The sequence below is a fragment of the Paenibacillus suaedae genome (assembly GCF_032337355.1).
In the GTDB taxonomy this organism is placed as follows: Bacteria; Bacillota; Bacilli; order Paenibacillales; family Paenibacillaceae; genus Paenibacillus_B; species Paenibacillus_B suaedae.
Genome location: NZ_JAVYAA010000002.1, coordinates 366,895 through 386,707, shown reverse-complemented (window position 1 = coordinate 386,707; position 19,813 = coordinate 366,895). Strand labels below are relative to the sequence as shown.

Genomic DNA, 19,813 nt, shown 5'->3' with positions numbered 1-19,813 from the left:
GGACCTTCTGCTCGAGCCTCGAGGGTTCTTCGCAGGGCCCTTGTACCCGGTTTTATCTGTAAAGGTAATTCAAAAAGTCCACTTTTGATCATGAAGTAAATCATGTAGTTATTCGACATCGAATCTTGAATTCACCCGGGCTTAAAACACCATAAACGATCCAATGATGACGGCGATCAAGACGGATACCATTGTCCATGGCAGTGTCTTTTTCAGAATCTCATTAATGTCGCTCTTCGTGAAGTCAGCTACCCATACGTTATGCGAGTTCGTAGGGTCGGAGACGGATTGCACGTTGCTGACAGCGCGCAGGGCAAGCATTGCAGCTACCGGAGTCATGCCTGCGGATACGAACAGAGCGGCGATGCCGCTGCCAAGGCCCCATACGTTCAGCGGTCCGCGGTAGATGGCCAGCGGCGACAGAATCGTGAAGAACAGGATAAACATTAGTGGGGTATTCGGCAGCACGGACTCGATCAGCGGCGAGATGACCGCCGATACTTGCGGCGACATAACGGAACTGAGCAGAATGCCGATACCGATCATGAGTCCCATTGCGCCAGCAACGTCCTGAATTCCTTCCACTAGGGCACTGGAGAGGATATGGACTGGACGCTTTGGCCAGGTGAGCAGGATCGTGACGATCGCACCGGCAATGACGGCTGGAACGATATCGATCTTGAAGATAAAGACGAGCAGTACCGGTACGAGCGGGCTAATCAGGGCAATCGCAGGCACCTTTTTGTCACCGCCGCCAGGTGTTGCAGCTGGCATTGTCCAAGCTTTGCGGCCTTTGCCATCTTTCCGGATATAGAACACGATCATGGCCAGGGCAATGAGGATCAATGGGGAAGCCACAACCAATGTGTAGTTGGCGATTTGGTCAACGGAAAGACCAAGTACATCGACATATACAGCCCAGTTGGACACGTTGAACAGGGATCCGACGCCAACGGCAAGTAGAACAACGATGGAAGCGACGAATTGGGAAATTCCTGCCGTCAGCATAATCGGAATGACGATCGTGCCGACGAGGATGACCATGCCCAGTCCTCCTGCAGCGGAAAAAATAATGGATGCGGTAATGAAAAATAGAATAGCTATAAGTACAGGTTTATCTCCGGCCAACTCGGCCGCCTTGCGAATAATGGATTTGGTGATGCCGACTTTGTTCAGAATTTGGCCGAACCAGGCACCGAAGATGAGTCCAGCAATGGCGCCAGATAGTTTCATCGAGCCCCCGGCCAGAATCGTCTTGGCGATTGTTGCAGTCTCTGGATCACTTGATAACAGAGGTACGCCTGCGATAATGGCGAACAGAATCGCCATGCACGGAAGCGCCAGAATGGTTGGGAGCTTGCGCGTCATCATCAGCCCTACAAACACCAGAAATACGAGCAGAATACCGATTGCTTGGAACCACATTGTAGTTGTCATCTGAATTTCCCCTCTCCAAATGGGTGAAAGAAGTTGAACTAAATTTCCAGATATGCCCCTTGCTCTTTGAGAATCGTCTGCACTTTCTTGATGTCGATGTCTTGTACGTTCTTGCCCTCTAACGCCGCGAGTGCAGCGGCAATCCCGCCGCCATGACCGATGGCTCCAGTTGTCGGAGTGGTTCTCATCGCCGCTTGCGCTTCAAAAGTTGCCGAGATGCAGCGGCCGATGACGATCAGGTTATGTACGGAGGCGGTAATCATGCAGGAATAAGGAATGCTATATACGCCGCCCCATTCCAGTTTCTGATGCTTGGTGCCCTCGCCGTCCGGGCTATGGATGTCGATCGGATAACCTGAATGGGCGATTGTATCGTCGAACAGGCGCTGCTGCAAAATATCCTCGGCCGTCAGCGTATAGATGCCTTTGATTTGACGAGAGCCGCGTACACCGATGCTTGGTCCGGTGGACTCGACAACTGCATGCTCGAATCCCGGTATGTATTTGCGGACAAACAGCTCCAACTCACGACACTGCTTGCGGCCTTCCATTTCTGCCTGGCTGAGACTGTGCGCATCGGTTGCGTCATAGCCGATAATCCGCGTTGTATTGAGGATGACCTCGCCCGGGTTATTGGTCTCAAAGAACAAAATATTTTCACGAGGAATGGAGATTTCGCCCCGCTCCTTGGCTATTCTGAACAGGCTGTCAAAGCCACCAACTGACAGACGTGGGGACTTCTCAATAATGGAGGTATCCCCGTTATAAAGCGGGAAGTCTTCCGGATGACTGTGAATATATTCCTTGACCCTTGGGATATCGACGTTGTACATTTTCATTTTCAGGGTCATCGGCTGCGTTGCTCCGTCGGATTCGCGTCCTTTGGAGTATTCGACCCCGGCAAGGGCAGAGAGGTCGGCATCACCTGTTGCGTCGATGAAGACAGAGGCATGGATGTCGCTGAGCCCGGATTTATTGCAGACCTGTATGCCCGTGATGCGGCCATTTTCCATATAAACGCCTGCCAGCATCGTATGGTACAAAATATCGCCGCCTGCTTCCGTGACCATCAGCTCCAGCTCATGCTTCATCGCTTCGGCGTCAAACGGGGTAACAGAATAGGTAAATCCGACCGTGTCGAAAATATGTCCCGGGGATTTGCCCAACTGCTTCAGCCGCTCGATCAGATGCCCGGTGAAGCCCTGAATAACCTGCTTCTCGCCGGCATGGAAAGTCATCATCGGGCCGACGCCGTTAGCGGTCAGTGTGCCGCCAAGAAACCCATGAGACTCGACAATAAGCGTCTTCGCCCCGGTCTTGGATGCGGCGATGGCTGCCATAGCACCGGCGATCCCGCCGCCCATTACAACTACGTCATACTGAATCATGTACGCTTCGCTCCTTTACTCGTAAGAGGAAATCCTCTGATGCCTTTAGGCTAACAAATAAAAAATAGTTTGTAAACGCTTTTAGAAAATTATTTTCTAAATATCCGAAAATAATGAAAATAATTTACTGAATTATGATGATTGATGTAAGAGGAGGGTTGTATGGAATTATCGTAAAAAGAAGACTTCCGGATGTACGGAAGCCTTGATAAGGAATCGACAATGAGATTGATGGATCGCCGTTCGTCAGCGTCACAGAAAAACATCTAAACTGGTGGAAGAAGCAAGGTAAAGGCTTTCGGAGAAAGATTCCGATCCTCTTGAGCAAATACAAGTTTGACCAGTGAATCCGATTCGTGATTACAAATTACGTGAATTTGTTGTAAAATTGAACCAATTTAATAAGGCTTTGTTATCTTCCTAAGTAAGGAAGGAGAGAAGGAATTCTCTCTTTCTTTTTTTGAAATACAAATGGTTGGAAGGGAATGATTATATGTTCTTTGTTAACTCCAGAGCGATAATTGAAAGAGACTTTAATAATGAAAGACAAATTGTAATTCAGACAAGAAATAAACCCAACGAACCATTAAAGATTGAATTACCTGGAGGACGAATTGAACCATATGAATCATTAATACAAGCATTGAGAAGAGAAGTAAGGGAAGAGACCGGACTGGAAGTAACAGAAATTGAAGGAGAAGACACAAGAATTGATACGACCGGAATAGATCCAGAATTTGAAGTTGAATGTATGAAACCCTTTGGAGCATATCAAACAATAAGAGGGCCAATTGATTCAGTAGGGTATTATTTTAGATGTAAAGCGGAAGGAGAGATAGTAGAGAGCGGGGATGAAACGACAGATATTAAATGGATTACCATAAAGGAGCTATCAGATTTAATCAATAGCAACCCATTACAATTTTCAAATGTAGATCGAGCCGGGATCATTTATTATTTAAAGCAACTTGAAAGATCTTGAATGGGTAGCTCGATGAAAGCACATGACATCAGCTATCATTGTATCTATGCTACGGCCTAAATGCCTTACATAAACGATATAGGAAGTCAGCGAAACCGAAGACCGAAACGAAATAATATGATCTAGAGGGGGGCGAAATATGAAAAAGATCATTATAATGGCACTAATGGTTATGCTCATAAGTTCTTGTTCATTGCAAACAATTACTTATCCTAAGGAACTAGCACTTGCTAAAGAAACTGAGCATGCTATGATTTACGTTCGAAAAACAGAACAGGATATTAATGCCATGGTGGAAATAATATCAAGTGAATTCGAAAGTCAATATAAACGGATTACTGATATGTTTCAAATCTCACCCTCTGAAAAAGCAATTATTCATATTTATACGGATAAAGACCAGTTTCGCCAGATGATAGGTCGAGACACCGAAGGAACATATGATGCTAGAGATAAGATAATTAAGGTAATCGTACAATTCATTTATGAGAAGTATGGAAAAGACAAGTTCAATACAATAATCAGAGAACCTGATGAGATTGAAAACATATTAAATAAATCTATTGAAGATTTGTATATGGAATGGAAAGAGTATGTAAATGCCTTATATTAATGAACACACGACCCAGTCTAAGATAGGAGCTATCTAAGGGCTGGGCCTTGTCGTGAGATACAAGGACGTTAGATGAAATCTGTGCAATTTCAAAACCATTCATAGAAGTTCAATTAATAATGGCAAAAGCAACTGGAAATTTTAAGTGAGGAAATGAAAAGGATAATAAGAAAACGCTGTTTTCTAAAAGATTGTTGTTAAATATCATGTAATTGTAGGATACTTACTTTTTCCATGGTAAAATTAGTGCGACTATAGTATAGGGGGAAAACAATGGAATTTTATAGATTCGATAAAGAGATTGGCAAGAGAATTTCAAAATTCAATTCCGACTTTATTATGTCCCGGATTATTCAAACTGAAAAGGCTGCTCACATTGGGTGTATGCATTTGGAAGAAAAAGGTATTATGGGCTATCACCAAGCAGTTGTGCCTCAAATCCTCCTTATTATGGCTGGTGAAGGGTATGTTAGAGGCGAGAAAAATGAATATTTTAAAGTTGAAGCTGGAGATGCTGTTTTTTGGGAGAAGGATGAATGGCACGAAACAAAAACGACAAATGGATTAACTGCAATTGTAATTGAGAGCGAAGAATTAACCCCTTCATCTTTTATGACTTTTAAAGAGGCATCATCAGTCAAGTCGTTTTAAATGACCGAACCGTAGTGAAATTAGGTTTCTGACACACGTCCAACTATCTTTGAAAAAATTGAACCATTGCGAACAAGTGCCACCATGACTGACACTTGTTCATCACTAATCCCACGTTTTTGAGCTTTACCGCCTCTCTTGCGGGGATGTTCAATGCCCCCCTTCTTGCCCTTGTCACTTTCCACAATGCCTTGCAATGTTAGGTGACCTAATGAACGTAAGGCATTTAGAATCTTATGTCTCCAATAAAATGGAGTAGAAACGTGTATATCGAGTCCAACTGCAATTTGGGGCAATGACTTCCCTCTGTTTTCAACCATCATCAAAAAATACCACATCCACTTCTCTGGACTGTGTGTGTCAGAGAGAGGGGGTTCGCTAATATCGTTAAAGCTTTACCGCAATCCTTGCAGTATCGTTGGCGTTCACGGTACGTTCCATTTCGCTTTACACGAGGACTTCCGCAATGAATCACGCTAAGCCGTTCCAAAAGCGGGATTCACGAATACCTTCATTTATCCCAATAACCTTCTTGGGTTCGGCATTTATCATTCTTTATCGCTTCACATAACCGCGCCTAAGAGAAAGAAGTCTTGACATTGTTCCTGGGTCGGCTGAAAAATCAAAAGAGGTGAAACAAAATGAGTCAAAAGTGCTCAGCCTTTTTTCTCCCATTTATATTGATTACTATCATAATTTCAGGATGTTCCTCTAATCATAAATCCAATCAAACGATTGATCTTGAATACTTCAAGAAGACAGCAAAGATTGGAATGACCGAGGTTGAGATGCAGGAGGCATTCGGACAAGAACCTATAAGTGATCATGTAGATAATAGTAATGTTTGGCTCTACGATAGAACAAAACCAGAATATAAATATAAGCCTGATTTGAATAAGGTTGAACATGATGCTATCAAAAAAGGAGATATAGAATATCAACTATTTATTATTTTGAAGGAAAAACAAGCTATTATGTTTTCATATTTTTACTCAGGAGAAAATAATGAAGTATGGCAATATGTATTAAACCCTGATGGTACCATATTAAATAATCAAGTAAGTAATTAATACTCTCCTATCCTAATTTGAGGATGAAGTGAGTGATATTCTAAGGAATCATGTAGCAATAACTTTGTCGGATCTGAGATGTCAAGAAGTAGTGGTACCAATAATAAAATTACTGAAAGATCCAAATACAGAAACAGAAGGTAGTAGAGGAACACTTTTATATGCATTATAGCCATTGAATTACGAAAAACATGTTGATGTATTATTCGAGGTTATACTAGAAGATAAGCTAGAAGCTAGTATACAGTCTTACATTTTACTCGAACAAATAATTGATAAAGTATCATTAGAAACTAAAGAGAAGTACGGGTCAAGGTATCGAAAAGAAATTATAAAGCATAAGAATAAGATTAACACTCTGAATAAAGTACTTCGCAAATTAAATCTATAATTTATTTAGTTATTTCGAGAAGTCAATGACTTCAGTTATAACAACGTATCTAGGCTGCGGACTGCACTTGGTTTGTAAGAAGTTGTTAGTTGAGAGGAGAAATTTTGAGATGGCAATTTGGTAAATATATTTTGTTCTAGGGAACAAGAAAAGGAGTAGAAGTCAATGATACAATCATTCATTTTTGATATGGATGGCACACTTTTTCAAACCGATAAGATCTTAGAAAAATCACTCGAAGATACCTTTAATCATCTGAAGTCACTAAATAAATGGGATAGAGAAACTCCTATAGATAAATATCGTGAGATTATGGGTGCACCATTACCCAAAGTATGGGAAACTTTATTACCCAATCATTCCATAGAAGTAAGAGAACAGACTGATGCCTATTTTTTAGAGAGATTAATTGAGAATATAAATAGTGGAAAAGGGGATTTATATCCTCATGTAAAGGAAGTTTTCAGCTTTTTAACAGAGAATAATTGCACAATTTACATAGCAAGTAATGGCTTAACAGAGTACTTAGCTGCGATTGTAAAGTTTTATGATTTGGATAACTGGGTTACTGAAACATGTAGTATCCAGCAAATAGATTCATTGAATAAATCAGATTTGGTGAAGACGATTATAGATAAGTATGGTATTACTCATGGTGCAGTAGTAGGAGATCGAATATCGGATATAAATGCAGCTAAGGATAATGGGTTGGTTGCAATCGGATGTAATTTTGATTTTGCACAAGAAGATGAACTTGCTCAGGCTGATATCGTTATAGAGGACTTAAATGAACTAAAATCAATTGTATTTCAGTTATAGAGTAACTGATATTGATCGTGCAAGGTCAAATGTATGAATCTCGAAGAGGGCGATGACATCTTATAACACAGCATCTACGCTCCTTGGTCTGTATGAAGAATATTCGGGTGAGGATTCTTCAGATAACCCTGCAAGGCTAATGTCTGACGGCCCCTGCGCGTGCGTGCTATAAGCTTCTTGGTTTCGTAGATACAATAACGTTAGAAAATAGAAGTAAGGGGAATCAATGATGCCTTACACGAAAGCAGTAATAACTGGACCATATTATGATAAACCTGAATGGATTGCTAATGAAATTACTCGAGAAGAGTTTATCTGTTTATCTTCTGAATCGAATGAGCGGGATGTTGAATTATTTCTGATTCTTCTGTTTGGTTATAATCATATCAATGTAGAACAATCATTTCTTTTATCTTTTAATGAATTATTGGAGCAAGAAGGAGTTGTACTATCAGGTGGAATTGCTTTCTTTGAAGATGAGAACAAGTATATTTTACCGAGCTGTTGCTGTGGTTTAGAAGATTTCTCTGGTGTGATTGATACGATTATAAATAAACAAAGTCCGTGGATGGGGCATGATCCTGCCCCAGGTATTACATACATTAATGATCAAGTACACGTCTGGCCCGATGCTCCGGAAACAATTGATAGTCATGTTAACAAGTCCATACAATATTCATATAAAGAACTTATAGACAGTCTCGAAAAAACTCGAAACGAAATGCAGGGTTTTATTGAAGGTCCATTATATGATTGGATTAATAAAAGAGATGAAGAGATTGCTAGTACTATAAAAGATCGGATGAAACAATGGATAATCAAATAAGAGGATGATGGTAGTGAATATTATTAAGTTCGATGAACAAACAAAGAAAAATATCCGAATCTCATTCGGATTGCATTTATTTTTCTCATTTGGATTTTGGGTTTCGTTCCTTTACTTAAATGATCAATTTTTATCAAATACTTTATGGGTTGATATGATTGGATGGGTAAGTTATTTGGTTGTGGGAATATTCATTAAAGTATCAGAGCGCAATATACAAAACATTATCTCTGTCTCATTTATATCAATCATGGGGATCTTATTTTGGCTTTTACTATTTTTGATATACGTGAATGAAATCAATAATCAAAGTCCGAGTTTTTTTGGGCCGGTAATTATTTGGTTTATTTATCTACCTTATGTACATGGTTTTTATCTTATTTTGAATCAACAAGATGTATTACAAAACGATTATTTACTACCTTATATATTATTACTAAACAATATTTGTATCTCTGTTATTTTATATATAATAGTAAAAGTAAAGCAACAATTAAAAAAGTTTAAAATGAGGGAACCTCGAAGTCCAATTGTCTAAGATCCATAGTATCAAAGGGGTAAAAATGAAAAAAACAAATCAAAAAATGCATGAGGCACTAAGTAGAATACAAGTTAATCGTTTTCATGAACATACAGAACTGATTGAGCTTATTTGGCCTACTTTTATTGAAGTAGAAGGTTGTGTCATAATTCAAAAAGATAGTGAGTCTGAAAGAAAATTAAATTTGGATTTCATACTTAGTCAATTCGGAGATAGAACAGGTTTTGAAGCTGCAGAGAGTCATGTTCATATGAGGGATGTATCTAAATTTTTTGAAGAAAATCCAATAGAGGGTTTAAGATTCGCAAAGAAAGTTGTCAGTATGTGGGCGGCGAAGTTGAAATTAGATTTTCCTAATTATCGTTTTCTAATCATCCTGACTTTTCATGGAGATGATAGTATAGTCCGGTTTCATAAGTTAAGGAATAATGAGCCCTTATGGGTTAACATTGAGAAACTAGAGAATTATAAAAATGAAGGAATACTAGTTGAGGTAGTGTCATCCAGGAAAATTTGTTGAATTATTTAGGAGCAAGTAATCCCTTAGTTAACCATACCTCTAAAAATAAAGTGATTTGATGTTTCACATTGAACTGAATCTACTAGAGTTAAGGAGTCTGCAATTAATATTGCAGGCTTTTTTGTATGTGGGTAGGAGCATCGGTGAGCGAGGTGATTGCTCTCGCCGTAGGTAGAGCGAGCAAAATAACAAAACTGTTATGACTTGGGAAGGGATTCTTAGGATAGTTGAAAAATTGCTTAATAAATTCCGGAAATTAGGCCATGAAGTAATTGACTTCTAGAAATTTCCTGTGTTATATTGTGCATACACGACATGCACAATTTGATGAGGAGGTCCCTTATGCTGGCATTAGACATTCGAAACGTAAACAAGAAGTTTCAAAATTTTCAGTTAAAAGATGTGTCGTTTCAATTGGAAAAGGGTTATATTATGGGATTTATCGGTGCCAATGGCGCAGGTAAAACAACCACAATAAAATCGATCCTGAATATGATTCAAATTGACAGCGGCGAGGTACACATTCTGGGTAGGGACATGGCCGAGCACGAACTGGGATTGAAGCAGGAGATCGGATTCGCATTCGGCGGCATCGATTTCTATACGCGAAGCAAAATGAAGAAGTTGACCGATGTGATTAAGAAATTCTATACGAATTGGGATGATGAAACCTATTACAAATATCTGAGAAGATTCAAATTGGATGAGAACAAGAAAATCGTCGAATTGTCAACGGGAATGAAAGTAAAGTACAGTTTGGCCCTTGCCTTATCTCATGGTGCGAAGCTCCTCATTCTCGATGAACCAACAAGTGGACTCGATCCGGTAGCAAGAGACGATCTTCTCGATATTTTTCAAGAGCTTGTAGTAGATGGCGAAATCAGCATTCTATTTTCCACTCACATCACATCAGATTTAGAAAAATGCGCGGATTTCATTACCTTTATCGAAAATGGACAAATTATCAGCAGTTCTGAGAAAGATGAATTTGTTGCGTCTTACCGCCTGTTGAGTGGTGACGAAAGCCAGCTAAACCAAGTGAAGGAAAAGTTAATTTCCTACAAAATAAATTCATTCGGCTTCACAGGATTGATCCACTCCAAAGACTTCGATCCATCCTCTGATATTAAAGCAGCTACGCCGAGTCTTGAGGAAATCATGATTTATTTCGCGAAAAAGGAGGATGCGTATGTTTAACTTATTGATGAAAGATTTGAAGTTAGGCGTAAATCCGATGTTTTTTGTGTTTCCTTTTGTGATGGGAGCCTTGATGCTCATTCCGGGTTGGCTGTATTTTCTTGTGGTTATGTATTTTTTCTGGGTATCGGCACCGAATTTGTTCGCCCAATTTAGAGGCGCAAACGATTTACTCTTTACCGCGATGATGCCTGTGACCAAGAAAGACATGGTGAAGGCAAGGGTGTCCGTTTTTGTTATCTTGGAATTACTGCATCTTGTGATTGCCATGATCTACAGTTTGTTCACGGTTCACCTATACCCGAATGTGACGTACCACTTCTTCGCACCGTACATGGGTTTCTGGGGACTAAACTTTGTTATGCTTGCGATCTATAACATTTTCTTGTTCCCTATGTTCTATAAGACGGCGTATAAATATGGTACGGCGCAGTTTATATCTATAACAGCTGCAATGGTTTTTGCCGGTGTTGCCCAATGGGTGGGAATCGAGAGTCCTTATTTGTATGACATTTTCAATGGGGCCGGTGCCCACAATATGACGCTTCAAATTTCCATCCTGATCGCAGGAATCGTGATATTTATTGCATTCAACATGATTGCTTATCGAATTGCGATTAGACGGTTCCTAAAAGTGGAGATCCAATGAACGTATCTATTTCGAACACATCAGAAAAGCCGATCTATCAGCAGCTTTTCGAACAAATCAGCGCTCAAATTTTGAAAGGCGAATTAGAAAGCGGCTATTGTTTGCCACCAATTCGACAAGCAGCCCTTGAACTTCGTGTGAGTGTCATCACTGTAAAGAAAGCCTGGGAAGAACTCGAACGAAGTGGCTTGATAAATACAGTAACAGGTAAAGGGTGTTTCGTAGCCGAATTCACATCCGACGAAATGCAGCAAATACGCAACGAAATGGTTTTGAAGCAAATGGTTAACGACACTTCATACTACAAATCCTTTGGCCTCACTCTAGATGAAGTTATTGAGCTGTTGAAAAAGATTTATTAATAGCTGGCAGGTGTGGTTTATTACAAATTTCATAAAGGGGTTGTAGTGTCATGGGTACTATTTCTCAATAAACGAGGGCAAATGGGATCAGGCAAGATGAAACTTTGGATAGTTGGAACACTCATCGTGTTTGTTGCTCTGAAAGTCACGATCAATATTTCATTTCCATCGTATTTAGCTACGAGTGAGAATGGAACGGAAAGCTCTCATGACGGGAGCTTTTTTCATTGGTTTTTACAAAGTACCACGTTATATTCACGCATCAGGGCTTTCGCCTCCTTATTGTCAGATGTATAATCCGAGGAAGATACAGCACACAACTAACGACCCAGCCTAATTGAAAATAGATTCATTCTGTTTTTTCGCAACCTTATATGCTTTGGAAACGTACGAAGAAACATAACATGTTGGGGAGTGACAGATGTATGAGTGAAAAAGGATGCATCAAATGCGGAAGCAAAGACGCAAGGACGAAAGAAGTAGCAATGACTGGCACAGGGTTATCCAAAATGTTCGATATTCAGCACAATCAATTTATAGTCGTGTACTGTGCAAATTGCGGGTATTCCGAATTTTACAATAAAAAATCTTCGGCTGGCTCGAATGTTCTTGATTTCTTTTTCGGTTGATAAGGTAAGGCAACAATAATTTAATCACACATCTTGTTGAGCAGGCTACCGCAGCCTGCTTATTTTATTAAGCTTACGTACTGTTTAGTTATAATTGTTTATTACCTTCTATATCATTTGAGAGATGCTATAATTGTAAAATATAACTAAATTGGTGGGGGTGGTACCAATGAAAAATTGTGATGAAGAGACTCGTGAGAAACTAAAGTTCTTAAAAGAGGGGATATTGTATGTTAAATAAATTGAGTGATTCCATTTATTATTTATCTAACCAAAACGAGAAAGAAAGACCGACATTAGGGTTGGTTTGTGGAGACAAATATAGTCTAGTCATCGATGCAGGAAATTCTGTTCAGCATGCTAGGGATTTTTTAAATGAAATCGAGAAATTAAACGTACCTCCGGTTAAGTATTTGGTAATCACACATGCACATTGGGATCACTTTTTGGGGATGAATGAGTATAATGCAACGATTATTGTGAATAGCCTTACCAATCAATTATTGAATACGTGGCGAAGCTATTCTTTTGACGATCGCTCTCTACAAGAATATGTAGATGCTAATAAGATGACTTCGCAGTGTGTGGAGATTATCAAGAATGAAGTACCAAATAGGGATGTGTTCAAGTTAAAATCTTCGGATATTGTTTTTGATGGGTCTCTCGTTCTGGACTTAGGAAATAAGATTTGTGTTATTGAGAGAATCAGAAGCACTCATACTGATGATTCAACTATTGTTTATGTTCCCGATGAAAAAGCAATTTTCCTTGGAGATAGTTTTTATGGTACAACCAAAAATTCTTTATTTCACTATAAAAAGTCTCATTTAGAGCCAATGATAGAAGATATCCAGAAATTCGACGCGAGTCATTTCATAGCTGGTCATGAATCGATTTGCGATATCGAAGAAATGGAATTGTTCTGGAAAGAGCTAAGATCGGCCAGTAAAGCCACAAATTCAACTTCATTAGAGGAATCATTAGAGACTTTTGAGGAAGAAAATAAAAGAAAGCCTATTGGAGATGAACTATTCTTCATTAAAGCGTTTGTAAACGATCAGATATTACATTCAGAAGAGCGTTAATTTGAAGTGATTTTATGGTGCCGCAGTGAACCTATAACAAAGTATTCACGCTGGGGGCTTTCGCCCTATGGTTGCCAGATGTATAATAATGGATGAAGGTTAGAGAACAGACGAGCCAGCCTAAGATGAGAGCTATCTAAGGCTGGCTCGTGTCGTGAAATACGGGAATGAGATATGACATGACCGAAGGATGAGAATGAGGTGATTCGGTGGACGAAGATCGAAAGTATCTCCTTGCGGCTTTTGAGGAAGCTGAGAAATCGATGAAAGAAGGAACTTATCCAATTGGAGCAGTAATAGTAAATTCAATAGGTGAGATTGTTAGTAAGGGAAGAAACAAGGTCTTTACTGAATGTGATACAACTTCACATGCCGAAGTTGATGCGATACGAAATGCATCACAATTAATGCTGGATATGGAGAACAAGAAATATAAGAAAAGAGAGTTGACGTTATATACAACGTGCGAGCCGTGTCCCATGTGTAGCGGCGCAATATTGCTATCTTTCTCAATAAAGAGAGTTGTTTGGGCAGCGAATGATATATCAATGGGAGCGATGAGAAAATTAAAGAAAGAACCATTATTTATCGATAGATTTTCAGATATATCCATTGAAGCTGCACCGATAAAGGAATTAGAAGATCGGCAGATAAAGATGATGGCTGAGTTTTTCTCGAATCGAGGGAAGATAAGGACTGAATGGCATGATGGTTGACTTAAAGTTCAAAACCAAAATAGGAACGATTGTGCGTGGATGTGGAAAAAGGTAAAATATAACTACAATTGAATCTTGGGTGGGCATGGTTTCCCTTCGAAAGGAGGTGAAGCCATGGAAGTAAAAGATGCGATAACGATCATGCTCCTCTTTGGAACATTCATTCTTGCTCTTTTAACGTACATTAATCATAACAACAAGAGAAAGTAAAAACCCACCCCAAGGTTGGACGCCAAAGGTGGGTTTCCATTCATGAATGACTAAGAAGGGATTACCCATCCAAGCCAATTGTATGGACCAAGTGTTAGCGCACTTGGTCTTTATTACATATATAGTACCATATCAGAAAAGATGTATCAAAGGATTGAAAAAATGTTGAAGCAAAAAAACGTCGTCATTCGTAATCGAAAGAATCTCGAATATGAGATGATGGCATCCCCCATCAGCTAACACTGTATCTACGCTGCGGACACGTCCTTGGTTAGCGAGAAGTGAGGAGAAGATGAATCGGCCAACAATCCTACGAGGCTTAAGGCACAATCGCGCCTTAAGCCTCGCGGGTTCGTAGATAAAAGAACGCATACGACAGAATCAATAAATAGAGAAATCAGCAGGCTCTCAATACAAAGAAGTATGAAATTAATTATGTATATGATGAGTGTCTTTAAAATCTTTTAAATAGAGTTCATGTTCTACAATAGCTTGAACGGCGAGGTCTGCGTCATAATAAAGTGAATAGTGTCTTTTATATATCCTCTGGTAGTAATGCATGTATCTGCTTAAAGTAGAGATTCTGTATTGAAGAGTACTGATGTAGTTGGAGTTGTCATTGATAAGCTCGCCAAAAGACTTTGGCTTTCCAATCATTCAACCTGGGGACTTATAAGGTAACATATCCAAATAATAAATTCGGTTAATAAGAGGAATATATGAAAGGGTTGTAAAGTGACAATAGATAAAGTTATCGGAAGTCAATAGAGTTTAGGGGACATATATAATGAGGGAGATCAAGTTTTATTCGAGAAATGACTCAGCAAATGGGCATATTCTACAAGAAATTGAAGCTTTTTTAATGGAACACAAAGAGGAAAAAGAACTAGCAAACATCAACGATATGATTGAAATATATAATATAAAACAATATTTTGATCATAAGCTTTACTTGCCAAAGTGGACTTCGAATGAGATTGAAAAGTACGAAAGTCAAGTCGAAATATATTTTAAGCAGGTTGCGCGGTTTTTTAATTCTATTAACGGGAAGAATCAAACAGGTTTTTTTAATGAATTGAATATAGAATATAGAGAAGATTTTTGGGCACTTTTTGAAAAATTTAAAGTATACGCAAGAATCACAGATGAAGAATTTAAGCAACTTATGCATGAAGAGAATTTTTGGCTTTATCAACTATTGAGATATAAAACCCTTGTTCAACATTTTGGTGAAGTAATTAAAGAATATATGCTGAACGATCAATCATCAGCAGAGTTGTTGTTAGATGCATATGAGATGCAGCATACAGTGGAAAAAGGAAAGTTAATTTTCCCAAAAGAGCTAACAAATTCGGATAAGGAAACAATAATTCTTAACTATATTAATAGCGAAAGTCCTAACTTAAACTATTTGCGGCTTATTGTAAATATCCAAAGTAATAAAGACAAAATTGTTCTTTCACCAAGAACTTTATTAAATGCAAAAAAAAGAGTAGAGAAAGTAGAAGAGGAACTTTTCCCTGGAGATTCTGGGATCCTAGTGGAAACTTGCGTAGGTTTTTCAAAGAGTCAAGAAGAAGCTGTTATTGTTAATGTAGATGGGATGTCAATAAAGGCAATATACAGCACAAAATGGCTTGAAGAAAACAAAGATTTTGAAACACTATTGAATAACTTCATATATTTGTTTGAATTTGTTGATTCTCAAATGAGATGTAATTTTGTAAACAAACCTAATCAAATGGGAGTGATGGAAAGAATCATTGATTCTCGCTCTCGAAATGCTTACTTAACAGGAATGGCTTTTAATCGAATGAACATGCTATCTTTATTGCAAATTAACAGATATTATAATGAATTATTTAGCTTAGGAGTACGTCTGGAGTCAGTCATTGAGTGGTTTTTTAAAGAGTACTTGTCTAATGAGTTTCAAGCAGTAAATTTTGATATAAATATGCCGTCTACTCACTCTACATTACTCGAAAAGTGTACTAATATAATGCCGGCAGTAGAGTCGGTTCTAAAACAATTTTCTTTATTTGTTGAAGAAGGCATAATCGAATTTGAATTACTTGAAATACGCTCTGAACATCTAATATATGGGAATATACCCTCATTAGTAAATAAAAAGTATGTATACGGTGTTGGAGAAGAATATAACTATGCAGCATTTCTCTTTTTCTCAGATCAAAGCGGATTAAGATATAACGAGAAAAATCAAAGTATCTATAAAAATTTCTTTGAGCTGTTATGCAATCAATCCCTCAAATTAGTTGAATACCCAGAATACCGCCGTCAGAAGATTGAGTGGCTATTGGAGAGGAAATATCTAAAAAGTGACAATGAAGGATATATTACTTTTGAGGATAAAGCTGTAATTTTGGTCATGAGGGATTTATATTTTAATCAAGTAATTAACTATTGGAGATCTTCAAAAACAAAGAGAAGTGCTATAGATAAACTTGAAACAAAAAAAGTAATTGTTTTTGAAAGCTCATTATTTTCAAAACCTGAGCAAGATTATATAAACTATACGCTCAACAAGTCTCAATTCAATAATGGGTGGGATTTAAGAAATAGATATAGTCATACTCAACCCAAAAGTACTGAAAACGAAAAAATGCATGAACAAAACTACATGATATTTCTACGATTGTTAGTTTTATTTGTGATCAAAATAAACGATGATTTTTGCATATCAGATTCGATCTCTAAAGGAGAGTTTGAAAACAATTCTATCTCATAAATTGATGCTACATTGCTATGAGAAAACTGTATGAAGGGCAATTGACTGCGCATTGTAGGAGAATAAAGAACATTAAAAGATCCGCTACTGTCTCCGATCCGCGAGAAGCGATAGGCAGCAATGACGAATCAGTGAACACATCCGTACCGATTAAATGCATCGCGGCCGGATCCTGGCGATTCTTAAGTCGGTGAGACGTTGTGTATAGAACGTTAGGTGAAATACTTGCAAAATAAATAATGGAGATGATAGTTATGTACATTGATTTATTAACATCAAACGGAAGAAGGGAGTATGAAGTGCTTCCTTCCGTCGCTTATGAAACATATTGTGAACATATTGATTTTCCTGAGGTGGACTTTAATTCCGATATAGATCCAATAGTCCACACAATAAAGCTTGTTTCTAATTTGGAATTAATAATTGATAAATATGAAATAACAGATGAAATTGAAGAACAATTGAAAAAGAAATATTGGATTGATGAAAATAGGGATCAATTAATAATTGCAAAGATGACAATGACGGAATTCCCAAATGCTTGGAGAGAACGTATGGATGTTTCTTGGTTTTACTGGCTTGATGCAATTGATGGCGATCATATGGTAATAGGCTCAAGAGCTGATGAAATAATTGATAGAGAATTATATGACACACCCTTTGATAATGGAAGTTTATACTATATTGGTGATATTACCATTCATGATTCTTTTGATTATGATGATATCGAAATAGACTTAATACGTTATACTTTTAGAAATTTCATTCAAAACGATGCAGGGATGGTTTTTTATATTGCCCAAACTATTGATAATATTGAAGAGATCCAGAATACGAAAAATACAATGATAGTAAAAGATAAAAATATGATAAAAAAGCTTGAGAAATGTGGCTTCTCAAGAATTTTCAACTCAACAGTTGAAGATATGATTATGGAGATAGAGGTACATAAACTTCAAGATTTATGATTATTCAGGAAAGCAAGTACTTCCCCTAGCACCGTATCTGGCTGCGGGATGTGTCCTTGATTCGAAAAAAAGTGTAAGCGAAGAAGTAGGATCAGAGGCTAATTCCGTACGTTTCTGGTATTCCCTAAAGCCTCTTGGGTTCGTAGATACAGGAACGTTAGGTGAAATCGTTGAGAATATTAAGGAGAGTACTATGAGGAAATTGGCTTATTCATCTCTTGTAGTTTCGATTTTTATTATTATTTGTTCAATAATCCTATTGATAACTCCAATTTCATTTTATGATTTGAATAATAATTTCTCCCCAATAATGAACATTGTTTCTATTCTTAGTATGTCGTTTTCAATTATCGCACTATTAATTGCTAGTCTTGCATTTATTGCTTCAACTGCGAAACCTAAGCTTTCAATAAGAATTACTCCATTTAGAACGGATTATATTGAACCTACATTACATGTAGAAAGAGAAACAGGTTGTGTACCGATTTATGTTCCAAACACACGATTTTTGATATCAATAGAGAATAATGGAGATTCAGTTGCTAGGTACCCTATGGTTCAGTTAAAGTTTGGCGGTATTTATTTCGGGCCTGAAGATTTCAGTGGATGGGTCAAGAATTTTCATGAACATTCTCTTGGATACTATGGAATGCAATGGGCAGGTAACGAATCTATTTTGATTTATCCTGGATTTCCTAAAGAATTGCCGTCTCTTGATTTTACAGGGTTATACATTGGAGAAGAGTCAGAATCAAATGGGTATATAAATATGGAAATAAGTTATGTAGCTGATAATTTTAATAAAAAATGTTTTAATTTTAAGTTTAAACTGATTTATGTCTAAGGATTGTTGTGGGGGCGCTTTTGAAGTCAAAAACTTGACCTAACATTGTATTCACGCTTCGGGCCATTTGGCCCTCGGTTCACAGAGGATCTTCGGATTAGCGGTTCAGCGGAAACACCCGAACTGACTATCTGCGCAAGCGCATCGGAACCCTACGGGAATGATAAATACAAGAACCTTAACCGAAACTACTTAAATATCTATTTGAAAAGCAGGTGAAGAATTGGATTTTATTTTTAATTATCTTATAGAAATTTTAGATAGAGGGTTTGCGGGAGTAATTCTTGGGGCAATCATTGGTTACTGTACTAGTTATTACTTTACTGATCGAAAGCAATTGTCATATCAAAGTAATTCTTATTTTTTCTTAAGTAATGAGGCTCATAATCCACAAAAAATTAATGGAATTTATTCCACAAAACTCAAAAGAACAATGTTTATATTCTGGAATTCGGGGAATCAGTTGATAAATGGAGATGAAATTTCAAAAGTTGAAACGTTAAAAATCAAGTCAGATGATATTGCTGATAGTTTAAATGTGAAATTATTATATGTATCAAGATTGGCTAACAAAATTGAGGTGGAATGTATAAACAATGAAATAATAATTTTTTTTGAATATATGAACCCAAATGATGGATTTATTTTGGAAGTCACCAACAACAAAAGAAGTAAGCTCGTCGTTATGGGGGAGATAAAAGGGGCAAAAAGCATTAAAAACAATGGAAATTTTGATTTTAGCAATGGTAGAAGAGGAGTGAAAGCTCTAGGTTATTCTTTGCTTGGTTGCACTTCTGTGATTTATATTTCATATATTTTCACTGGATTTATTCCTCCAAAAATAGGTTCTTTAACCGGACTATACTTAACTACTGGATTAGGCTTTATTGTCGGCTGTCTTACTTTATTTTCTGCCCATAAACATTTTCCATTAAATTTAAAAATAGATCAATTTCTTGATAATAACGAATTTGCAAGTGAAAGGAGATTGTAGCTTCCCCATTATTTACGCATCGGGCAAATGCTCTCGATCCGGTCGATGAGTTTCGAGAACGCGGAAATAGCCGGAAAACCCTACGAGTCTAAGTCTGACGTCCTGTTCGCTGACACTGACTTAAGGCTCTCCTGGTGAATACAATAACGATATATGTAATGAATGCGAATGCGAG

Annotated in this window: 21 protein-coding genes and 1 pseudogene; 19 read left to right on the top strand and 3 right to left on the bottom strand. The window is 37.9% G+C overall.

The window, feature by feature from the left end; genetic code table 11:
- Window positions 1-141: 141 nt before the first annotated feature.
- Window positions 142-1,437 (bottom strand): citrate transporter, encoded by a 1,296-nt coding sequence (locus RQP50_RS09435; RefSeq protein WP_315745048.1) that lies wholly within the window; start codon window positions 1,435-1,437, stop codon window positions 142-144.
- Between the two features lie 38 nt (window positions 1,438-1,475).
- A complete protein-coding gene (locus RQP50_RS09430) occupies window positions 1,476-2,825 on the bottom strand; it encodes an FAD-dependent oxidoreductase (protein ID WP_315745046.1) in 1,350 nt (449 codons plus the stop codon).
- A gap of 493 nt (window positions 2,826-3,318) precedes the next feature.
- On the opposite strand from RQP50_RS09430, the gene RQP50_RS09425 reads away from it, so the two are divergent.
- From RQP50_RS09425 to RQP50_RS09415, 3 genes are all read left to right on the top strand, one after another.
- A complete protein-coding gene (locus RQP50_RS09425) occupies window positions 3,319-3,807 on the top strand; it encodes an NUDIX hydrolase (RefSeq protein ID WP_315745044.1) in 489 nt (162 codons plus the stop codon).
- Window positions 3,808-3,946: 139 nt separating this feature from the next.
- Window positions 3,947-4,420 (top strand): hypothetical protein, encoded by a 474-nt coding sequence (locus RQP50_RS09420; RefSeq protein ID WP_315745042.1) that lies wholly within the window; start codon window positions 3,947-3,949, stop codon window positions 4,418-4,420.
- Between the two features lie 273 nt (window positions 4,421-4,693).
- Window positions 4,694-5,071, top strand: coding sequence for a cupin (locus RQP50_RS09415; RefSeq protein ID WP_315745040.1), 378 nt, complete (start codon window positions 4,694-4,696; stop codon window positions 5,069-5,071).
- Between the two features lie 35 nt (window positions 5,072-5,106).
- Here the strand turns inward: RQP50_RS09415 and RQP50_RS09410 are convergent.
- A pseudogene (locus tag RQP50_RS09410) lies at window positions 5,107-5,611 on the bottom strand (transposase-like zinc-binding domain-containing protein); the annotation flags it as partial.
- Between the two features lie 101 nt (window positions 5,612-5,712).
- Here RQP50_RS09410 and RQP50_RS09405 point away from each other — a divergent pair.
- The 16 genes from RQP50_RS09405 (at window position 5,713) to RQP50_RS09330 (ending at window position 19,638) form a co-directional block, all read left to right on the top strand.
- Complete coding sequence (locus RQP50_RS09405) at window positions 5,713-6,141, top strand: hypothetical protein (protein ID WP_315745038.1); 429 nt, start codon at window positions 5,713-5,715, stop codon at window positions 6,139-6,141.
- A 556-nt stretch (window positions 6,142-6,697) separates the two neighbouring features.
- Entirely contained in the window at window positions 6,698-7,351 is a 654-nt protein-coding gene (locus RQP50_RS09400; RefSeq protein ID WP_315745036.1) for an HAD family hydrolase, read from the top strand.
- A gap of 226 nt (window positions 7,352-7,577) precedes the next feature.
- Window positions 7,578-8,177 carry a hypothetical protein gene (locus tag RQP50_RS09395; RefSeq protein ID WP_315745034.1) on the top strand — a complete coding sequence of 200 codons (600 nt, stop codon included), beginning with the start codon at window positions 7,578-7,580 and terminating at the stop codon, window positions 8,175-8,177.
- Between the two features lie 13 nt (window positions 8,178-8,190).
- Window positions 8,191-8,715 carry a hypothetical protein gene (locus RQP50_RS09390; protein ID WP_174809733.1) on the top strand — a complete coding sequence of 175 codons (525 nt, stop codon included), beginning with the start codon at window positions 8,191-8,193 and terminating at the stop codon, window positions 8,713-8,715.
- A 25-nt stretch (window positions 8,716-8,740) separates the two neighbouring features.
- Window positions 8,741-9,238 carry a hypothetical protein gene (locus RQP50_RS09385; RefSeq protein WP_072728945.1) on the top strand — a complete coding sequence of 166 codons (498 nt, stop codon included), beginning with the start codon at window positions 8,741-8,743 and terminating at the stop codon, window positions 9,236-9,238.
- 342 nt (window positions 9,239-9,580) lie between these two features.
- A complete protein-coding gene (locus RQP50_RS09380; protein ID WP_028532073.1) occupies window positions 9,581-10,435 on the top strand; it encodes an ABC transporter ATP-binding protein in 855 nt (284 codons plus the stop codon).
- Window positions 10,428-11,084, top strand: coding sequence for an ABC-2 transporter permease (locus RQP50_RS09375; RefSeq protein WP_315745030.1), 657 nt, complete (start codon window positions 10,428-10,430; stop codon window positions 11,082-11,084). The genes RQP50_RS09380 and RQP50_RS09375 overlap by 8 nt, the downstream gene beginning before the upstream one ends.
- A complete protein-coding gene (locus tag RQP50_RS09370) occupies window positions 11,081-11,446 on the top strand; it encodes a GntR family transcriptional regulator (RefSeq protein WP_072728573.1) in 366 nt (121 codons plus the stop codon). The genes RQP50_RS09375 and RQP50_RS09370 overlap by 4 nt, the downstream gene beginning before the upstream one ends.
- A 425-nt stretch (window positions 11,447-11,871) precedes the next feature.
- A complete protein-coding gene (locus RQP50_RS09365) occupies window positions 11,872-12,075 on the top strand; it encodes a zinc ribbon domain-containing protein (RefSeq protein WP_021255818.1) in 204 nt (67 codons plus the stop codon).
- Window positions 12,076-12,305: 230 nt separating this feature from the next.
- Window positions 12,306-13,160 (top strand): MBL fold metallo-hydrolase, encoded by an 855-nt coding sequence (locus RQP50_RS09360; protein ID WP_315745027.1) that lies wholly within the window; start codon window positions 12,306-12,308, stop codon window positions 13,158-13,160.
- 209 nt (window positions 13,161-13,369) lie between these two features.
- Window positions 13,370-13,876, top strand: coding sequence for a nucleoside deaminase (locus tag RQP50_RS09355; protein ID WP_315745025.1), 507 nt, complete (start codon window positions 13,370-13,372; stop codon window positions 13,874-13,876).
- A 114-nt stretch (window positions 13,877-13,990) separates the two neighbouring features.
- On the top strand, window positions 13,991-14,086 hold the full coding sequence (gene comI, locus RQP50_RS09350) for a competence inhibitor ComI (protein WP_021255831.1): 96 nt from the start codon (window positions 13,991-13,993) through the stop codon (window positions 14,084-14,086).
- Between the two features lie 787 nt (window positions 14,087-14,873).
- A complete protein-coding gene (locus tag RQP50_RS09345; protein ID WP_315745021.1) occupies window positions 14,874-16,832 on the top strand; it encodes a hypothetical protein in 1,959 nt (652 codons plus the stop codon).
- 254 nt (window positions 16,833-17,086) lie between these two features.
- On the top strand, window positions 17,087-17,800 hold the full coding sequence (locus RQP50_RS09340; RefSeq protein WP_315745019.1) for a hypothetical protein: 714 nt from the start codon (window positions 17,087-17,089) through the stop codon (window positions 17,798-17,800).
- A gap of 193 nt (window positions 17,801-17,993) precedes the next feature.
- The gene (locus RQP50_RS09335) at window positions 17,994-18,644 is read left to right on the top strand and encodes a hypothetical protein (RefSeq protein ID WP_315745017.1); all 651 of its coding nucleotides are present in this window, start codon (window positions 17,994-17,996) and stop codon (window positions 18,642-18,644) included.
- A 223-nt stretch (window positions 18,645-18,867) separates the two neighbouring features.
- Window positions 18,868-19,638, top strand: a complete 771-nt coding sequence (locus RQP50_RS09330) for a hypothetical protein (protein ID WP_315745015.1) — start codon at window positions 18,868-18,870, stop codon at window positions 19,636-19,638.
- The last annotated feature ends 175 nt before the right edge of the window (window positions 19,639-19,813 follow it).